Source organism: Methylobacterium sp. BE186 (assembly GCF_031457035.1).
Classification (GTDB): Bacteria; Pseudomonadota; Alphaproteobacteria; order Rhizobiales; family Beijerinckiaceae; genus Methylobacterium; species Methylobacterium segetis.
The window spans coordinates 1-18,956 of the sequence record NZ_JAVDVV010000028.1 but is presented as its reverse complement, the minus strand read 5'-3'; the positions used below and the strand labels follow the sequence as shown (position 1 = coordinate 18,956).

General features: G+C 65.0%; 17 protein-coding genes. 11 read left to right on the top strand and 6 right to left on the bottom strand.

What is annotated here, in order from left to right:
• Positions 1-59 precede the first annotated feature (59 nt).
• On the top strand, positions 60-692 hold the full coding sequence (locus J2X36_RS22040; RefSeq protein ID WP_310353799.1) for a tyrosine-type recombinase/integrase: 633 nt from the start codon (positions 60-62) through the stop codon (positions 690-692).
• A gap of 344 nt (positions 693-1,036) precedes the next feature.
• Here the strand turns inward: J2X36_RS22040 and J2X36_RS22035 are convergent, their stop codons facing one another.
• A complete protein-coding gene (locus tag J2X36_RS22035) occupies positions 1,037-1,354 on the bottom strand; it encodes an integration host factor subunit beta (RefSeq protein WP_310353931.1) in 318 nt (105 codons plus the stop codon).
• Positions 1,355-1,488: 134 nt separating this feature from the next.
• Between J2X36_RS22035 and J2X36_RS22030 the strand changes: the two genes are divergently transcribed.
• Positions 1,489-1,707, top strand: a complete 219-nt coding sequence (locus J2X36_RS22030) for a hypothetical protein (protein ID WP_310353796.1) — start codon at positions 1,489-1,491, stop codon at positions 1,705-1,707.
• Between the two features lie 119 nt (positions 1,708-1,826).
• Positions 1,827-2,072 carry a hypothetical protein gene (locus tag J2X36_RS22025; RefSeq protein ID WP_310353795.1) on the top strand — a complete coding sequence of 82 codons (246 nt, stop codon included), beginning with the start codon at positions 1,827-1,829 and terminating at the stop codon, positions 2,070-2,072.
• Between the two features lie 183 nt (positions 2,073-2,255).
• Here J2X36_RS22025 and J2X36_RS22020 read toward each other — a convergent pair whose 3' ends face one another.
• From J2X36_RS22020 to J2X36_RS22005, 4 genes are all read right to left on the bottom strand, one after another.
• A complete protein-coding gene (locus tag J2X36_RS22020; protein WP_310353792.1) occupies positions 2,256-3,293 on the bottom strand; it encodes an HAD family hydrolase in 1,038 nt (345 codons plus the stop codon).
• A gap of 71 nt (positions 3,294-3,364) precedes the next feature.
• Positions 3,365-4,978: an arylsulfatase gene (locus J2X36_RS22015; RefSeq protein ID WP_310353930.1), complete on the bottom strand. Its 1,614-nt coding sequence runs from the start codon at positions 4,976-4,978 to the stop codon at positions 3,365-3,367.
• 92 nt (positions 4,979-5,070) lie between these two features.
• Positions 5,071-5,994 (bottom strand): formylglycine-generating enzyme family protein, encoded by a 924-nt coding sequence (locus J2X36_RS22010; RefSeq protein WP_310353789.1) that lies wholly within the window; start codon positions 5,992-5,994, stop codon positions 5,071-5,073.
• Positions 5,995-6,095: 101 nt separating this feature from the next.
• Positions 6,096-6,383 (bottom strand): hypothetical protein, encoded by a 288-nt coding sequence (locus J2X36_RS22005; protein WP_310353787.1) that lies wholly within the window; start codon positions 6,381-6,383, stop codon positions 6,096-6,098.
• Between the two features lie 324 nt (positions 6,384-6,707).
• Between J2X36_RS22005 and J2X36_RS22000 the strand changes: the two genes are divergently transcribed.
• The 6 genes from J2X36_RS22000 to J2X36_RS21975 all read left to right on the top strand — a co-directional run bounded on the left by J2X36_RS22000 (position 6,708) and on the right by J2X36_RS21975 (position 13,850).
• Complete coding sequence (locus tag J2X36_RS22000) at positions 6,708-7,172, top strand: hypothetical protein (RefSeq protein WP_310353784.1); 465 nt, start codon at positions 6,708-6,710, stop codon at positions 7,170-7,172.
• Positions 7,173-7,174: 2 nt separating this feature from the next.
• Complete coding sequence (locus J2X36_RS21995; RefSeq protein WP_310353782.1) at positions 7,175-8,410, top strand: HlyD family secretion protein; 1,236 nt, start codon at positions 7,175-7,177, stop codon at positions 8,408-8,410.
• 1,005 nt (positions 8,411-9,415) lie between these two features.
• Complete coding sequence (locus tag J2X36_RS21990; protein WP_310353780.1) at positions 9,416-10,843, top strand: sensor domain-containing diguanylate cyclase; 1,428 nt, start codon at positions 9,416-9,418, stop codon at positions 10,841-10,843.
• 166 nt (positions 10,844-11,009) lie between these two features.
• Positions 11,010-11,504: a PAS domain-containing protein gene (locus tag J2X36_RS21985; protein WP_310353778.1), complete on the top strand. Its 495-nt coding sequence runs from the start codon at positions 11,010-11,012 to the stop codon at positions 11,502-11,504.
• 238 nt (positions 11,505-11,742) lie between these two features.
• Positions 11,743-12,069 (top strand): hypothetical protein, encoded by a 327-nt coding sequence (locus J2X36_RS21980; protein ID WP_310353775.1) that lies wholly within the window; start codon positions 11,743-11,745, stop codon positions 12,067-12,069.
• Between the two features lie 65 nt (positions 12,070-12,134).
• Positions 12,135-13,850: a PAS domain-containing methyl-accepting chemotaxis protein gene (locus J2X36_RS21975; RefSeq protein ID WP_310353772.1), complete on the top strand. Its 1,716-nt coding sequence runs from the start codon at positions 12,135-12,137 to the stop codon at positions 13,848-13,850.
• 56 nt (positions 13,851-13,906) lie between these two features.
• Here J2X36_RS21975 and J2X36_RS21970 read toward each other — a convergent pair whose 3' ends face one another.
• Complete coding sequence (locus J2X36_RS21970; protein WP_310353769.1) at positions 13,907-15,292, bottom strand: HD-GYP domain-containing protein; 1,386 nt, start codon at positions 15,290-15,292, stop codon at positions 13,907-13,909.
• Between the two features lie 481 nt (positions 15,293-15,773).
• Between J2X36_RS21970 and J2X36_RS21965 the strand changes: the two genes are divergently transcribed.
• Positions 15,774-16,007 carry a type II toxin-antitoxin system ParD family antitoxin gene (locus J2X36_RS21965; RefSeq protein ID WP_310353768.1) on the top strand — a complete coding sequence of 78 codons (234 nt, stop codon included), beginning with the start codon at positions 15,774-15,776 and terminating at the stop codon, positions 16,005-16,007.
• Entirely contained in the window at positions 15,997-18,267 is a 2,271-nt protein-coding gene (locus tag J2X36_RS21960) for a PAS domain S-box protein (protein WP_310353765.1), read from the top strand. Before J2X36_RS21965 ends, J2X36_RS21960 begins: the two co-directional genes overlap by 11 nt.
• Positions 18,268-18,956 lie beyond the last annotated feature (689 nt).

The following is an 18,956-nucleotide window of genomic DNA, read 5'->3' as shown; positions in this document are numbered from 1 at the left end:
TTTGGTTGCCCCAACGGTCCTTCTCCGGCCGGCCAGCAGGTCTGGTCAGGAGACAATCCATGGGACACTCAGAGTACGACCCCGCCTTCAAAGACCGCAAACCATGGAACGCAGGGCGCAAGCTCGGCGCCAAGCGCCCACTCAAACCGCAGCAGGTCTGGGCCATCCGGTTCTGGCTCGACCGCGAGAGGCGCATCCGCGACCGCGCCCTGTTCGATCTTGCGATCGACAGCAAGCTGCGCGGCTGCGACCTCGTGAGGCTCAGGGTCTGCGATCTGACCAGCGGCGGCCGAGTCCGCTCCCGCGCCACGATCGTGCAGCACAAGACCGGCCGGCCTGTGCAGTTCGAGCTTCTCGACCCCGCTCGCGCCAGCATCCTGGCTTGGCTGGACTGCCGAGGTGGCACGCTCCACGAGTTTGCCTTTCCGAGCCGGATCAACCACGCCGCTCATATGAGCACGCGGCAGTACGCGCGTCTCGTTGATGAATGGGTGGTGGGCATCGGCTTACGGTGTGAGGATTACGGGACGCACTCGCTGCGGCGGACCAAGGCGTCGATCATCTACAAGCAGACGGGCAACTTGCGCGCTGTGCAGATCCTGCTCGGGCACACGAAGATCGAGAGCACCGTGCGGTACCTTGGCGTCGATGTTGAGGATGCGCTCGTGCTGGCCGAGAGCACCGAAATCTGATGGGCAGGGCTCCTCGTCTCGCTGGCGGCGAGCCCCGCTTCCAAATGGCAGGCGAGCCCATCTCGGCCGTTCAACGGGTCAAGCTCCCGTTTAGGCCGCGGGCGCTCGAAATGGGTGCCCGATGGCCGGCTAAGGTGGGCAGCCGAGGATGGTTGGCGACCCAGAAGCTGTCATTCGGCTTTGCGCCTGTTGCCGCAGTCCAGCCGATCCTGACGGCATCTCCAAAGCGGCCATTCGCGGGCTGGGCATTCTGGAGCTAACCACCCTACGTAGGCGTATTTGTGAGAACGGGGTACCGGCCGCAGCGACATCGAGGGGTTGATCGAGCGCAACCGCGGGTTGCTTCAGCCTACCCGGCGCAGCTCTGGCACGTCATTGGACATCGCGGGGTTCAACCGCTGCCGGATCTCCTTGCCGGGCCTGAAGTGGAGCGCCCTCTTTTCCGTCACGACCACGCTCGCGCCGGTCCGTGGATTGCGGCCTTGGCGCGCCCGCATGTTCTTGGTCGAGAACGCCCCGAAGCCGCGGATCTCGGCCCGGTCGCCAGCCGCGAGAGCGTGCTCAAGCCGGCCGAGGATCGCGTTCACGATCGCCTCGCAGTCCTTCTCGGAGAGGTGCGGGTTCTGCGCCGCGAGGCGGGTGACGAGTTCGGATCGGACCATAGGCACGCAGAGACACAATCCAACCGAGGCTTTCAAGCAACTCCTTTGTCCGCGTGCGAGGCCGCGCGGTTCGCCTCAGAGGCGATAACCCGGTAGGGTGTCGGCATCAGCACCGTGCGCCATGAGGGAAGACCATGCCCTACACCGAAGGCGCCAAGGGCGCCCCCATCTTCACCTTCGAGACCTATCATCCGTCTCGGCAGGGCCTGCCCTGGCTGAGTGTGTGTCTGGATCCTAACGGACGCGTCGTCGCTGCCGTCTCCTCCGATACTCGCGACAAGGCGGAAGTTGAGACGGCACGCTGCGCGGCGGACTTCTCTGCGAAGTTCCAGATGGGCAGATGCCTGCACTAGGCCGCGTCCCGGAGCGCCCGGTTGATCTCGGCGTGCTCGGAACTCGTGGTCGACCATCGACACGCGAACAACGGGCTATGCCTGGGGTTGAGCAGGGATTGGTACCCGGAGGGCGTCGCATGCTCCAGAACGCGGAGGCCGAGGTCGCCCACTATGTCTTCGCCGTGTATCCGCCGCCAATGCCAGGGATGCCCTGGCTCTCGGTTTGCAGCGGCCCGGACGAGCATGTGCTCGACTCAGAGGCGTTCGCCAACTTCGAGGAGGCGGACCTTGTGACCCATCGGGCGCAGGAGCTTTTGCTCGACAGCATCGTGCGACGCATGGAGATCGAGCACGCCCTCATCGCCGAAGGCGTCTTGCACTAGGCCGTAGCCTGCCATCGCTGCCACAGCTCCTTGGCCAAAGCCCGGCACCCGCTCGTCATGCTGAGCACATCAGCGGACACTCCACTCTGGGCACGCAGCATCGCGGCGCTCGCCGATTGGATGTTATGGAGAGACTCGGTTCGAGAGGCGGCCTTTTAGATCTCGCCGTCTCTCAATCGAACATCACGGATCGGGCATCCCGGGCTTGATGGGCGGATGAGCCACAAGGCTCCGCTCGAACGGGAAGACCGTCTTCCAATCCCGCTTCATGTCGATCACCGTCCAGCGGTCCGTGGCTGCGGTCTCCAGCGCCTTGTCGAGACGGCCAACCTTCGACTGCCGATCGTAGGCGTACTCGCGTTCAGCATCCGTGTGGTGCACAACCACGCCGAGGCGGCGCCCGCCCGCCTCCGTGGTCCATTGCAGCATCTGAAGGTCACCGTCAGAGTTGCCGAACGCGGCGACCGGTCGGCGGCCAATCTGCTGCTCGATGCCCGCCGGCTTACCGACCCCGTCGTCGACGAAGTTCACGTGCGGCAGGCGGAACAGGACGGAGCGGCCGTCACGCGTCTCGAACTTCGTGACGATGCTGGAGCCCACAACCTGCTCGGGCGGGATGCCGTAGCGCTTCTCCGCGAAGGCCCGCATGAACTCGATACCGCCGCCGGAGACGATGAACGTCTTGAAGCCATGGGCCCGCATGTAGGCCAGAACTTCCAGCATGGGCTGGTAGACGAGTTCCTCGTAGGGACGGTCGAAGCGCGGATGCCGGGCCGTGGCGAGCCAGTCCCTGACGATCTGGCGGAACGCCTCCGGCGTCATGCCCGCATGCGTCGCGGCGACGATCTCGGCCGCGCCCTGCTCGCCGGCTGCGGCGAGCGCCTCCATGTCGCGGTCGAGGACGGCCTTAAAGGGCTGCCTGTCCTTCCAGTCCGGATGCAGCGGCGCTAATTCGCGGACCCGGGCCAGCGCGAAGGCGAACTGAACATAGATCGGCTGCTCGATCCAGAGCGTGCCATCGTTGTCGAAGGTGGCGATCCGCTCAGGGCTCGGGATGAAGTCCGGCGAGCCCTCGCGGGTCACGTCGGTCACGAACGCGACAATGGCCCGCTTGGCAGGCCCGTCGTTCCAGGACGGCAGCGGATCAGGTTGCGCAGTGGCGGTCGAGATCCATGCCGCGGCCAGCGCGAGGGCCCAGAAGCGGGACGGACGCAGCCTCATCACGGTCTGTCTCGCATCAGTCCGGCGGGCGCCCACGGAGAGGCGTCCGCCCTGAGTCTCGCTGACTGCCATTATTGGCCCGTGGGCAGCGGCAGGGTGATGCCTTCTTTCGCGAGTCGCTCACGCACGCTCTGCAGGCGCTCGTACTGCGAGATCGTGACAGGCCCGGTGTACACCTCGCTCTGGAGCTTGCGCGGCGGGAACTGCGCGTAGGTCTTCATCAGCCCCTTCACCGCTTCGCTCATCGTCACCATCGTCCAGGTGCGCTCCGTGTAGTTGTTCATGAAGATGTCGTACCGCTCCTGCGGGTCCTGCCAGAGGTCGAACACCTGCGGGACCGTCGCGACGTACTTGCTGGATCCCTTCCAGCCGAGGTTGGTGTCGACCGCGAGGCCGCCGGTGTGGGCGCCGTCATCGCCACGCAGGTTGAACACGGCCTTGTAGTTGCCAACTCGGACTGCGCCCGGGGTCAGCTCGTCCTCGGTGAAGTAGAACCACGACTTGCGCTCGGACTTGCCCGTCCCGAGCAGCACCGGCGACATGTCGTAGCTGTCGAAGGTCATCGGCTGACCCTCGCGGTCCTTCTCGGGCAGCTTCAGGCCCGCGACCGATGCGAACGTGGCCATCAGGTCGAGGCCACCGACGATGTCGTGGTTCTTCGTGCCCGGCTTGATCTTGCCCGGCCAGACGGCCATCGCCGGTACCCGGTTCCCGCCCTCGCGGACGGTGCCCTTGGTGCCGCGGAACGGGGTGTAGCCGGCATCGGGGTACACGTCCTGCCACGCGCCGTTGTCGGTCGTGTAGAAGACGAGGGTGTTCTTATCGAGCCCGAGCGACCGCAGCTTGTCCATGATCCGGCCGATGCGGGCGTCGAGTTCCACGACCGAGTCGGCGTACTTGCTCTTCGAAAGCGACTTGTGCTCGTACTCCGGGGCCGGCATGTTCGGCTGGTGCACCTTCATGAAGTTGACGTTGATGTAGAAGGGCGCGCCGCCCTTTGCCGCGTCGTCGAGGAAGCCGAGGGCGGCCTTCTCCACGTAGCTGTCGAAGAACGGGATGCCGACGACGCCCTCCTTGCCGTCCACGACGGGGGTGTTCACGTACTGGCCGTTGACCTTGAAATCCTCGACGGCCTTCTCGCCTGCCTTGCCGGAGAGGGCTCCTCTGGTGACCTTCTGGAACATGGCCCTGAGGTCGGGATCCATGTCGGGGAACCAGGTCGGATCGGCGTAGGTGTAGGCGTTGAGGTGGTAGAGGCCGCAATACTGCATCACATCGTAGCCCTGGGCGTTGGGCAGCGCGTAGTCCGCCTCGCCGAGGTGCCACTTGCCCGTGAAATAGGTCTTGTAGCCGCCCTGCTTCAGCAAGGATGCGAGCGTCCACTCGGCCGCCGGTAGGCCGCCACCCTGACCTTGAAACGCGACCGTCGTCATGCCGCTTCGGTTGGGAATCCGCCCGGTCTGCATCGCGGCCCGGCCCGGGGTGCAGCTGGGCTGGGCGTAGAACGAGAAGAAGGTCATTCCGTCGTCGGCGAGGCGGTCGATGTTGGGGGTTGGCATGCCGCGCCCCGGACCACCGCCGTAGGGACCCAAGTCGCCGTAGCCGGTATCGTCGGAGACGATAAAGAGGATGTTGGGCTTCTGCTGCTGCGGCGCCTGAGCGAAGGTCGGCACGGCCGGCGTCATCGTGATCAGGGCCGAGGCCCCGATCAGCGCCGCTCTCATGGACTGAAGGCGGCTTCGAGCCCGCGGAGGCGGCATAAGGGCTTTATCACGGGTCATGGAACGCTCCTTTCCCTGACGATGCAGCGGAAGCCGACGTGGCTCGTCGAGGTGTCGACCGGCTCGGGGAGGCGTGCCGCCGGTCGGTAGCGGCTGCAGAAGTTCGGCGCGCACAGGTGCGAGCCGCCCTTCAGAACCCGTCGCGGGATCCGGATATCGGGGAGGCATGGGTCGTAGCTGCGCTCCTCCAGCCCCCCACGCGGGTCCTTCGGGATGCAGCAGGCCTTCGGCGCGTCGGACGGGTGCCGGTCCGCAAAGAAGTCGCTCGTCCACTCCCAGACGTTGCCGGTCATGTCACGGAGGCCGTAGCCGTTTGGCGGGAAGGCCTTGACCGGCGAGGTGCGCTGAAAGCCGTCCTGTGCGAGGTTCTGCCAGGGGAACTGGCCCTGCCAGGTATTGGCCATGTGACGGCCACCCGGGGTGAAGGCATCGCCCCAAGCGAACTCCGCCCCGTCGAGACCGCCCCGGGCAGCAAATTCCCACTCGGCTTCCGTGGGTAGGTCCTTGCCGGCCCACCGCGCATAGGCGAGCGCGTCGGCGTAGGTCACGTGCACGACGGGATGGTCGTCGAGGCCGTGGACGGTCCTCTTCGGGCCATAGGGACGCCGCCAGTTGGCCCCCTTGAGCAAGGTCCACCACTCGCCCCAGAGCCGCAGGTCGACGGGATGGTTCGGCGGCGTGAAGACAAGCGAGCCCGCATAGAGCAGGTCCGGTAGGGCGCCTGGATAGTCCGTCGGGTCAGGCTTTCTCTCGGCGAACGTGACGTGCCCGGTCGAGCGGACGAAGTCGCGGAACTGGCGGTTGGTCACTGGCGTCGTGTCCATCCAGAAGCCGCCGACGGTGACACGATGGACGGGTTTCTCCTCTGGGTAGTGCCGGTCCGAGCCCATGCGGAACGTCCCGCCGGGGATCCAGCGCATGCCCGGGCGATCCTCGGGACTCGTCGCGAGAACGGCATCATCGACGAGCCCGGATGACATGCTCCCTCCTGTAGGTGTGCTCCCTGGAGAAGCTGGCCGGCTTACATTTGTAGGCACGTCAGCAAGGCGACGTAGCTTGGCGGCCCGCCGATGCTCGCTTCCTGAACGCAAATATTGCGGCGTTGCGCGTTGAAGCCGGCCCACTGCTGCTCAAGTTGCGTGCGGGCCTGCGTTTCGTCCCTCACGCAGTTCTGGTCCGTGTTTCGGGCACTGCCTTCCAGGGTCGGGGCTGCCCGACACATCGCTCCGATATTGTACCGGGGAAGCTCGCCGCCCAGCGCAGCCGAGGTGGTCAGAACGATGAACGCCAGGCTTGCGGAGCGAAGCATTGAGTGGGCTCCTGATGCAACCAAAGGGCCCAGGCCGCTCTACCGTGCGAACTCGGCGGCGGCACAGTATTACCGTCGCGGAATTATGCTTGATGTCTGAACACAATCCTAGCCGCCTTGACCGTACGCTGATGCCAGCTCGGCACTATCGCAGACCCTAGCTCGTGCCTGGCTCGCCTTCACGAGGCGCTCCATTCGTACACAGGCGCGACGGTCGCGCCGGATTAGCGTACACCCACTTTGGGGACCACCAGCGCGAGACGCGCTGCTCGTGGGGCAGGAACACCCGTCCGAACGGCTTCGTCGCTCCCGCTGGAGGCCCGCATGACTGCCTCTCTGAACCCCGCGGCGCCCCATCACCTGCCGGCGTTCATCACCGCTCCGGGCGAGACGGATGTCCTAACGGTGGCCGCGTCCGTGATCCTCGTCGTCGCCGTCCTGGCGGTCGGGCTCCTGTTCCTGCGCCTGCACACCCTGCCCGAGCGGATCGCCCACCGGGGCCACAAGCTGCAGTTCGAGATCGTTGCGGTGCTGGGTCTGCTCGCCCTCTTCACGCACGTGCATCTCTTCTGGGTGATCGGCCTGCTGCTCGCCCTGATCGACATCCCGGACTTCGGAGGGGCGCTCAGCCGGATGGCCAGGGCGCTCGAACGGATGGCGGGCATCCCGCATCGCGACGAAGCGGCCGAGGTGTCAGGCGAGACCAGCGCCGTGGTCGCACCGCCTGAGGCGCCCAAGCCCTCGTCGCGGCCCATGCCGAAGATCGTTCCGGCCGGCACGGGGAGCTGACGATGCTTGAGCTTCTGCTCTGCTCCGTGCTGACGATCCTGCCAGATTACCTCTACCGCCGCTTCGCCCAGGGCAAGCGACTCGGCAAGGAGATCACGCTCTACTCGGTGTGGTTCGAGCTCCGCTGGGGCATCATCACCTGCCTGATGCTCACGGTCGGGTTGATCACGGTGATCTTCTACAATCACCCCTCCACAACAAGTGCCACCCTCTACTTCAGGACAGTGCCCATCGTTCCGGAGATCAACGGGCGTGTCGCCGAGGTCTACGTGAGCGGCGCGAGCAGTGAGGTCAGGCAGGGGGCGCCGATCCTCAGGCTCGACAGCTCGACCCAGGCGGCGGCGGCGGAGGCTGCCCGCCGCAAGATCGCCGAGGTCGAAGCCGCGCTCGTATCGGCGCGGACGGATGTCGCGGCATCCGATGGCAGGATCCAGGAGGCCACGAGCGCGCTTCAGCAGGCGGTGGACGAACTGGAGACGAAGCAAGAGCTCAACCGGCGCAACGCTGCCATCGTGGCGGTGCGCGAGATCGAGAAGCTACAGAACCTCGTGAACGGCCGCCGTGGCGCCGTTGCGGCGGCCGTTGCCGCCAAACAATCGGCTGAGGCGCAGATCTCCAGCCTCCTTCCGGCCCAGAAGGCCAGCGCTGAGGCGGCGCTCGCCCAAGCCGAAGTGGAGTTGGCGAAGACCGTCGTCCGAGCCGGCGTGAGCGGACGGGTGGAGCAGTTCACGCTTCGGGTCGGCGACATCGTCAACCCATTCATGCGCCCGGCCGGCGTGCTGATCCCGGACGTCACTGGGCGCAAGACCATCGTGGCCGGCTTCGGGCAAATCGAGGCGCAGGTGATGAGGGCCGGCATGATTGCGGAGGTCACCTGTGTCTCGAAGCCCTGGACCGTCATCCCGATGGTGGTGACAGGCGTGCAGGACTTCATCGCCGCAGGGCAGCACCGCGGCGGGGAGCAGCTGATTGATCCCCAGCAGGTGGCGCGACCGGGGACTATCCTGGTCTTCCTCGAGCCGCTCTACGAAGGCGGGCTCGATGACGTGACACGCGGCAGCAGCTGCATCGCCAACGCCTACACCAGCAATCACGACCTGATCGCCTCCGGGAGCATCAGCCCGCTGAAGGCCTTGGTTCTGCATGCAGTCGATGCTGTCGGCATCGTGCACGCCATGATCCTGCGGATGCAGGCACTGGTGCTGCCGATCCGAACCCTCGTTTTCAGCGGACATTGATGCGGCCGCTATCTGCGCGCTGTTTCGCCAGGGTTGCGCAAAGCAGTGCTTTGGCGCTGACGTTGCGTGCTCCAGGCGGAGCCTTCCTCGCCGCAAAGCTCGGCCGAGAAGCTGGTAGAACGCGCCGCTGCGCAACGAGAAGCGCCGTTCACCCCCATACCGGGGCGTTCCAATAGGGCTTGCTCGTTTGGACCGTTTCACGAGCCGACGTGCCTCGTTGCGCATACGTCGCTCGGTATTCTGGACCAGCGGGCGCGCTATCGTTCCAGACCCTATTCGAACACCGCTCGCGACAACCTGCACAAGAAGCGGCACAGGCCGATGGGCGACGTCTGCTTAGCCCAGTGACTTGCCCGAGAGCTGCCGTTCCGTTCTCGGCCAAACCCGGCCGGCAACTATGCGCCCATTCCTGCCATCCAGCGAATGTGAGCAGCGCCTCCACAGCGGCCATTCGACGGCTGACCCTTCTGTATACGGCCGCCTCCCGTAAGTGGATTCGTGAGAACCGGGACATCCCGCCCTGAAGACGGAGGCGCCCACCAAGCACGCTGTCTAGGAAACGCCCGCGCTCGGTGCCTTCTGCCCTACCTCGCAGCCAAGGCATGAGGCATTCTCGTTTCTCGCCGCAGGCGTGAGGTAACAAGACCTAGCTTTCAAGAGCACTTTTAAACGGAGAACGCGCCCGATTTGAAGCTGCCGAGCTCTCCTTCCGCTTGGTCTCGGAAAAGGTCGCTTCTGCGTAGAGCACAGCAGAAGCATTCGCATCTACGCGCCTGCGGAGCGAGCCCTGATAGGGCTGCGCAGCACCACGCCCGCAACTGCCGAGACAGCCGCACTATAAAAGTTTCAGCAACGTCACGGCCCTACGATCTACGGTCAGAGCAGGGGCTGGCAGTGTTAGGCAACCTTAGATCAACCTATTCGCTGAACTGGGTGCACTCAGCGCGCTGGCTTACAATTCTCAATCTACTCACGGTCGTGGGGCTGTGTGCCGTCTCAGCGATCATGCTCTGGGACATGCGCCTGGACGCGGCTCGGCGCACCCGCATCGCCTCTCATAGCCTCGTTCAGGTGCTAGGGCGCGACATCGCCCGCAACATCGAGCTGTACGACCTCTCGTTGCGCGCGATCGTGGATGGCATGAAACTCCCCGCCGTCGTCAATGCCGATCCGGCAACCCGCCAGCTCATCCTGTTCGACCGCGCTTCTACCGCCGAGAACTTCGGCCACACGCTCGTGTTCGACAAGCTCGGCAACCTGGTCATCAGCTCGAAGTCGCTCGACGTTCCGCCCCTGAACTACGCCGACCGTGAGTACTTCCAGTACCATGCCACCCACGATGATCCCGGTCTGCACATCAGCCAGCCGATCATCTCACGCCTCACCGGCCGGCGTGTGTTGATCCTCAGCCGGCGCCTCTCCGGCCCGGACGGTTCGTTCGCGGGTGTCGCGATCGGCTCGGTCTACCTCGACTACTTTCGTCAGTTGTTCGCGGCCGTCGGGGACCACCTCGGCAACATCGCTCTATATGGGCCCGGCGGCTCGATCGTGATGCGTGAGCCCTACGATGAGCTGCAGATCGGTCGCAGCGTCTCAGCGACCAACAGCTACCAGAAGCTCTTACAAGCCCATCATGGCAGCTTCGAGGGAGCTGCCATGATGGGCGAAGGCACGCGCAGCTTCGTGTTCACGCAGGTCGGCGACCTTCCTCTGCATCTCAGCATCGCGGTCAAACCGGAGGACATCTATGCCGAGTGGTGGCGCAAGGCGCTCGTGCTCGGGGCCGTGGTGCTCAGCCTGTGCGCTATCACGATGGTGCTGACGTGGCTGTTCCGGTGCGAGCTGATCCAGCGAAAAGCGGCGGAGCGCGCGACCGCGGCCCTAAACGCCGAGCTGGAGCAGCTGGCCCTCACCGATGCGCTGACGGGGCTGGCAAACCGACGCCAGTACGATGAGGTGCTTGCACGCGAATGGCAGCGCTGCCAGCGGCAAAGCCTACCTCTGTCACTGCTTTTGCTGGATGCGGATTGCTTCAAGGGCTTCAACGATCGCTATGGCCATCAGCAAGGGGATGAGGCGCTCAAACTGATTGCCCGCTCTATCGAGGCTGGGCTGGGCCGCGCGAGCGACACGGCTTGCCGGATTGGTGGCGAGGAGTTTGCCGTCATCCTTCCCGAGACAGACGCGCGGGGCGCCGAGATCGTCGCTAACCGCATCTGTGAGACCGTGGCTGCCCGAGCCATGCCGCACGTGGCCAATCCCCACAGCGTCGTAACCGTCAGTTGCGGTGTAGCGCACGACGCGCTGGCGAAAACGCCGGGTGCGATGTGCGCCGCAGCAGACGAGGCGCTCTATGAAGCTAAGCGGGCGGGCCGCAACCGGATCAAGGTCAGTCACGCGCGGGAGACACACCTTCACCTTGTCGCCGGCTGAGGAGGATCGGTCATGATCTCACGCAGGCAAGGCAATCGGACGAGCATCACGCGCCAAGGCAGCAAGGAACGAGGGTGGGGCATGCCTCTGTGCCGGTAGTCCCGAAGGCGACGATGCTCTATCGCCTGCCTTCCTGGAGCTTCAAGCTCTACCAATCGGCTTGGTGATGACCGTTCTTGAGGTGATCCGCGCCTTCGCTCACAGCTCGGCCGTCGGTGTCGTGGTCACGGATGCGAAGTCCGAGAGGCCGGGTCCCACCATCCTCTATGCCAACGAGGCCTTCAGCCAGCTTGTTGGCCGGCCGATTGCGGAGGTAGTCGGCATCAGCCCGCGCTTCATGCAGGGCCGTGAGACCAGACGTCCGGCTCTGGATCAGTTCGCGCACGCCCTCGCGGCAGGCGAGCGGTTCCATGGCTATCTGACGAACTACCGAGCCGATGGCGCCAAGTACGTTGCGGAGATCGATTGCCGGCCGCTCAAGAACGTTGAGGGCCGTGTCGAGTACTTCCTGGCCTTCGAGCGCGAGGTTGTCCGCCGCCGCGGACGCCCATGGGGTGGAATAGCGAGCCGGTTCGAGCCGGTAGCAGTAAGTAGTGATTCGTTAACGCCTGACCTCAAGTTGCTCGGGGCGTTCGAGCGAGGGGATTGTGTCTCACTGTGACAAACATGCTGGTTGCATCGGCAATCCTCAGCTGAACACACATATGTTAGTGCCGATCTATTTTCGAGCGGCGTCCAAGTTAACCTTTAATTATGGAATCTCAGTCACTTTATGGTTGCAGATGGTTCGAGGCTGGCGAGCGCCGCCCTTCATCCACTCTGTCTCAATACGATGCCGCCTCTCGGGCGGCCGTGCGCTCCATCCCTACAGCCGAGCCTTGCTCTGGCTGCGAGCGGTCGTGCGCCCGCAGCAGCGGACCGTTCGCATGCACGCCAGACACTCGAACGTCGTCAGCCTGTTCCTGCCAGCCCCCGAGCAAACGAGCCTGATCGAGGCTCGCCGTCGCGGCCTGGAGCAGGACCGGCAATCTCTCGCGGAACTGTCCGGCTACCTGCAGACGCTGCGCCGAGAGCTCATGATGGCCACCGAGCACTTCGAGGCAGCAACCCGTGCGGGCGGCAAGACGCCGACCAGCCGGCCGCGTGATTTCCTGAAGCAGGTCGAGGCGCTGGAAGCCAGCATCAACCGCCTCATCGGCGCGATGACCGCGCACCAGCCGCGCTGAACCCACTCTCCCCATCATCATCGCTGCTGCTGACGCAAGGCAGAGCGTACCCACGGAGGCCTGGCATGTTCGGCAAGCTCAAGGACCACGCTGATCTCAAGGCCAAGCTCGACGCACTGAACCGCTCGCTGGCCACCATCGAGTTCGCGCCGGACGGCACGATCCTCAGCGCGAATGAGAACTTCCTCGCCGCCATGGGCTACACGCTCCAAGAGGTGGCCGGTCAGCACCACCGCATCTTCGTGGATCCGGCGGAGGCCACTAGCCCTGCTTACGTGGCTTTCTGGGAGGCGCTGCGGTCCGGTCAGTTCCAAGCAGCCGAGTACCGCCGCCTCGCCAAGGGCGGCCGCGAGGTCTGGATCCAGGCCACCTACAACCCCGTCTTCGGCGGCGGCGGGAAGCTCGTGAAGGTGGTGAAGTTCGCCACCGACATCACCGCTCAGAAGCAGCGCAATGCCGAGTTCGAAGGGCAGATCGCCGCGATTAACAAGGCGCAGGCCGTCATCCACTTCGCCCTCGACGGCACGATCCTCGACGCGAACGAGAACTTTCTCACGGCTGTGGGCTACCCCCTTGAGGCGGTGCGGGGCCAGCACCACCGCATGTTCGTCGATCCGGCCTACGCGGCGAGCTGGGAATACGCCGACTTCTGGCAGCGGCTCGGCCGGGGCGAGTTCCAGTCCGGCGAGTACCGGCGCCTGGCCAAGGGCGGCCGCGAGATCTGGCTGCAGGCGAGCTACAATCCGGTCTTCGATGCCTCTGGGCGCCCCTTCAAGGTGATCAAGTGCGCCACCGACGTCACCACCCAGAAGCTGCACGCCGCCGACGTCAACGGGCAGATCCAGGCGATCGGCCGCTCGCAGGCAGTGATCGCCTTCGCGGTGGACGGCACGATCCTGGACGCCAACGAGAACTTCCTCGAGACGGTCGGCTACAGCCTCGCTGAGATCCAGAGTCAGCACCACCGGATGTTCGTCGAGCCTGAGCACGCGGCCAGCCGCGAGTATCAGGCCTTCTGGACCGATCTGAGCCGGGGCGCGTTCAAGGCGGGCGTCTACAGGCGGCGCGGGCGCCAGGGTCGCGAGATCTGGCTGCAGGCCACCTACAACCCGATCTTCGACATGAACGGCACGCCGTTCAAGGTCGTGAAGTACGCCTCCGACATCACGGCGAGCGTGCAGGCGCGGCTCGAGGCGACCGAGGCGACGAAGCAGACCCTCAACAACGTGCAGGCGGTAGCGTCGGCCGCCGAAGAGATGAGCGCCTCCGTTACCGAGATCAGTGGGAACATGGCGCAGTCGAAGGCCGCCGTGGACGACATCCACACCCGCACGCTCGCCGCCGACCGGGCGACCACACAGTTGCAGGATGCGGCGCGGGCGATGGACGGAGTGGTGCAGACGATCACCAAGGTCGCCGAGCAGATCAACCTTCTGGCGCTCAACGCCACGATCGAGTCGGCGCGTGCCGGCGAGGCGGGCAAGGGCTTCGCGGTCGTGGCCGGCGAGGTGAAGGCGCTCGCCAGTCAGACCACGGCAGCGACGTCGCGGATCTCGGACCAGATCGTGGAGATGCAGCGGGTGTCGGGTGATGTGGTCGGGCTTCTGGCGGCGATCAGCTCGACGGTTGCGAGGGTGCAGAACTATGTGACCGGTGTGGCGAGCGCGATTGAGGAGCAGAGCGCAGTCACCCGCGAGATCTCGGCAAACATGCAAACGGCAGCCGGCGGCGTGGCCAGCATCAGCCGCAGCCTCGACAAGGTTGCACTCGGGGCTGTCTGACCTTGAGGGATCCGGCTGGCGTGCCTCACGCCCGCCGGACCGCAGCTTCTGAACACTCAGGCTGCCCGACTGAGATCACCTTCTACGGCTGCAAGTACCCGCTCCAGAGCGGCAAAGCAGACGGGATCAAACGCGGTGCCGACGTCAGCCCGCATGATCTCAAGCGCTCGTTCAGTCGGCATCGCTGCCCGGTAGGGGCGGTTCGCCGTCAGTGCATCGAACACGTCGGCAACCGACACGATGCGGGTTTCAGGCTCGATCTCGTCGCCCGCCAATCCCCGCGGATAGCCTTTGCCGTCCAATCGTTCATGGTGCCCGCCACCGATCCGCGCCATGTCGCAAAACGCACTCACCCGGGCCAGAATGCCTTCCGACAGCGAGGCATGGTTGCGCATGTCGCGCCACTCCTGCTCGTCGAGCTTTCCATTCTTGTCGAGGATGGAGTTTGAGACGCCGAGCTTGCCGATGTCGTGCAGGAGGGCCGCTCGCCTGAGCCAGCGCCGCCGCTCCGAGCTGTAGCCCAGCTCTGCCGCGATCAGGTCAGTGTATACCGCCACGCGCTCGGAGTGCCCCGAGGTAAAGGGGCTCTTCGTGTCGATCACCTGCGCGAAGGCACGCGCGATGTCGTCGAGGTAGTCCTCATCGACGACGATCAGGCTCTGGGCCGGCTCAAGAGCCGCCACAGCGCGCTCGATATTGTCCGAGCCGAGGGTCTGCCAGAAGACCTCGCCTTCGGCGACGCGCTCAAGGCAGGCAACAACGTGCGGATCGAACCAAGCTCCTGCTCGGGCGCGAACTTCAGCCAGCGCCGCCTCTCGACCAGCCGCGGTGTGGAACACATCCACGACCTGCGCGAGGAGCGCGATGCGGGCGTAGAGAGGTATGGCCGATCCCGCCAAGTGGTCGGGTCGGCCTTTCCCGTCCCAGTGCTCGTCGAGTGCATGGATGGCGTCGCAGACGGCGGCCGGGAAGCGCAGGCGCGCTGCAATCTCGGCGCCCCGCTGGCAGCGGGTCTGGATCAGGTCGTCAACGATTTCGCCGCCGTTCTGAAGGATGTTGAGGATCGCTCTGAACCGCTCGGCCAATCCTGCCTTGAGGCCCGTGTGCGAGAAGACGAAGCCGAGCACCTTCGGCAGGCTGTCGCTGACGGTCTTGAAATCGCGTTTGAAGCCGAGATCGTCGGACAGATAGAGTTCGCAGATGCGGGCCGCATTGCTCGAGCAGCCGAGATCTTTCAGCATCACGGTGTAGTAGAGCTCCCAGAGCTGCATCTGCGGCAGCCCCAACTCGCGCCCGACATGCATGGCGATCCAGGTCGAGCGCACACAGTGACCGGCAGGCTGTCCCTCCGTCAGATCGAGAGCATGACTTAGCGCGCCGAGCAGCTCGGACAGGCGCAGACCGCCGGGTCCATCCTCTGCAGTGGCAAGTTTCACGACCATCGCCGCCGAGCTCCTCAGATCACACGGCAACCATGCTGGATCTTCTGGAATCAGAGATAAATTTCTGCTGGCTCAAGGCAAATTAAGGCGACGTGCTTAACAGGTTGAGAATACCTCATACTCGCTGCCGTCGCGGTCCCAGCGAGGGTTCTACTTCAGCCCAAAGGCTCTGCAGATGCACCGCTTACTGGTTGATGCGAAGCGCCAATTTGAACATGCCTCCAGAACGGACCTGGGCTGTAGAACCACTCGGAGGTCGGACGTTATGGAGCGCCAGCGGCGGGACTGAAGTCAGCGCCTAGGCAGAGACCCGCGTCGCGAGCGTTCCGAGCAAACGCGGGGGCGCTCGGCATCTAAGACCTTTCCGGAACAGTCATGCATCCCGCGCATGCTCGATCTTGATCATTGAGGTGTGCTTCAGTGGACTCCCTCAAGTGTAACGATCATTGACACAGGGCCGGCGTGCCGGCATGCCGCTAAGATGCCCCACCGCAAGACGATGAATGTGTCGCTCACGCCCGAGCTGGAGGCCTTCGTCGGCGCGTGCGTGTCCTCCGGCCGCTATCGCAGCAACAGCGAGGTGATGCGCGCCGCCTTGCGGCTCCTCCAGGTCCAAGAGCACCGCGAGACTGCCGTGAGCGCTGTGCTGCCCTCGCATGAGCCCGCTCAGCTCGCTGCGCGGTCAGGACCGAGCCTGATCGCCAATGGCAAGTAGGTCTCCTCTGCCGTTCTCGGCACGCGAGCGCTTCTTGGAGACGATCCTCGACAGCGCCACGGAGTTCGCGATCCTCACCCTTGACCTGAAGGGGCGGATCAGCAGCTGGAACAACGGTGCCGAGGCTGTGTTCGGCTGGACCGAGGCCGAGGCCCTCGGCGACCCAGGTCATATCATCTTCACGCCCGAGGATCGGGCCGACGGCGTGCCGGAGCAGGAGCTGGCCTGCGCACGCGAAAAGGGCCGCGCTGCCGACGAGCGCTGGCATGTGTGCAAGGACGGCCGCCGCTTCTGGGCGAGCGGCTCTATGGTGCCGCTGTTCGATGAACTCAGCGGAAACCACGAGGGCTACCTCAAGATCTTGCGCGACCGCACCCGCGAGCGCTTGGCCAGCGATGTCATGAGCGAGCAGCGCCAGACGCTGCAGACGGTCACCGATCACATCGGCGAGGCTGTGTTCCAGCTGGACAGCGCCGGCCGGATCACGTTCGCGAATCCCGCGGCCGAGCAGATGTTCGGCTGGCGCGCTGACGAGATGCTCGGCCAGGACCTACACCAGCTCCTGCATCACAGCCACCCCGATGGTCAGCCATATTCGACCGAGGAGTGCCCGTTCGTGCAGAGTCTCCGTCGCGGTGAGACGATCCGCGACCACGAGGACGTGTTCTTCCACAAGCACGGGTCATCCCGCTCGGTCCTTGCGACCAGCGCCACGGTCAGCCAGGCAGGGCAGTCGAACGGCGCCGTGATGACGGTGCGCGACATCACCCAGCGCAAGGCCACCGAACAGCAGCTCACCGACAGCGAGGCCCGCTGGCGTGGCCTGTTCACCGGCATGCAGGAGGGCTTCCACCGGGGCGAGATCATCCGCGACGAAGCTGGCCACGCATGCGACTTCCGCTTCCTAGAGCTTAATCCCGCCTTCGCGACCCAGACCGGGCTTCCAATCAGCAGCAGCGGCCGCACGGTCCGGGAGGTGATCCCCTCGATCCAGCAAGAGGTGATCGATACCTATGCCCGCGTCGTCGACACGGGCGAACCGATCACCTTCGAGACCCACGTGCCGGCGCTCGGCCGCTGGTTCGAGGTGCGCACCCGCAAGGATGAGGGTGAGTGCTTTGCCTCGCTATTCCTGAACATCACGCGGCGCAAGCAGAACGAGTTGCGTCAGGCCGCTCTGATCGAGTTGGGTGACCGGCTGCGCGATCTCGACGACGAGCCGGCGATCGTCGCTGCCACCGCCGAGATCATGGGCCACACACTGGGTGCCGACCGGGCCGGCTACTCCGCAGTCGACCCCGTGCAGGAGGCCATCATGGTCGCGCAGGACTGGGCGCGAGCGGGTCTACCCAGCGTCGCGGGCTTGCATCGGTTCCGAGACTACGGCTCCTACATCGAGAACCTGCTCGCCGGCGAGGTCGTGATCATCGCAGATGCCGAGCACGACCCTCGCACGGCCGCGGACGCAGCGGCTCTCATCGACATCAATGCTCGCGCGCTGCTGAACTTGCCGGTGCTGGAGCACGGCCGGCTGGTGGCCTCGTTCTTCGTCACGAAGGGTGCCGCCTACACCTGGTCGTCTCAGGACGTCACCTTCGTCCAGGCCGTGGCCGATCGCGCACGTGGCGCAATCCGACGTGTGCAGGCGGAAGAGCAGCAGGCAGTACTGAATCGTGAGCTGAGCCACCGGATGAAGAACCTGCTGGCGATGGTGCAGGCCATCACCATGCAAACGATGCGCAATGCCACCGACTTGGAGCAAGCGCGAGAGACGCTGGCTGCGCGCCTGATCGCGTTGGGCAAGGGGCACGACATCCTGCTGGAGCACGAATACAAGGGGGCGAGCCTTGCGGAGGTGGTCAGGTCAGCTGTCGCGTTGCACGACGACGGGCAGCCCGGCCGCTTCCAAATCTCCGGGCCAGAGGTGCACACCGGGCCGAGCGCGGCCCTCTCGCTGTCACTGATGCTGCACGAACTCGGCACCAACGCTGCCAAATATGGAGCGTTGTCGACCGCGGGCGGCCAGGTCGTGCTCCGCTGGACCATCGATCAGACTGAAGTTGAGCCGTTGGTCCGGCTGTGCTGGGCAGAGCAGGGCGGTCCGCCCGTCACACCACCGAGCCGCAAGGGTTTCGGCTCACGCCTGATCGAGCGCGGTCTCGCTGGCGCTGTAGGTGGGAACATCACGCTGGCATTCGAGCCAACCGGGCTCGTCTGCAACGTCGAGGCCCCCCTAGCCGCGTTCCAGGCAGCGACCTGACCGTGCCCTCACCCCGCGATGTCGCTGAGCGGACGGCTTCTCCAGGCGGATCGTGAGCGCAGTCAGGCATCGTCCTCAAGGCTAAGGAGGATCGATCGGAAGGCGCGGGCAACCGCAAGCGTTCGCTCAATCTCGGTCAGAACTTGCCGGGCGCACGCCTGCTCTCGGCCTGTGAGATCGGCGATCAATCTGAGCTGGGACACCCGGCGCTGTTCGGCCTCGGTAATGTGTCGGGTCGCAGCTTCCAGCGGTGTTTCCTGTCTGGGGACAGCCATGATCAGGGTAGAGCGAGAGGGGATCATCGGTGTAACCAACTTCCACCACAGGGTGATTGAAGCAAGCTGAACTCGCCGATCCAGAGCCTGCCGGAGTAGCTGTGCGTTTCGTGCAGAGCTCGCTTTGGCCGCTGGGGTATGCCGCAGCAGACACATGGAAAGCGGGCCAAAAGCGCGTCCGCTAGAGCGCTTTCAGTTCAACGGACGCATCGATTTGCGCGCACCCGCCCAGCGGACATCGATGTGGTTCATCGGTCTTGTGGCGTCCGTCCCGATCACCGCGCGGCCTCTGAGCAAAGGCGCATCTGAGGCCGCGGATTGATCCGTCCCCACGGGAGTGGTCCGCCCTTTTGGTATGGCTATTGAGCCTGGAGGACGGACGAGATGGCGAAGCGACCTAAGCCAGAGGAGATC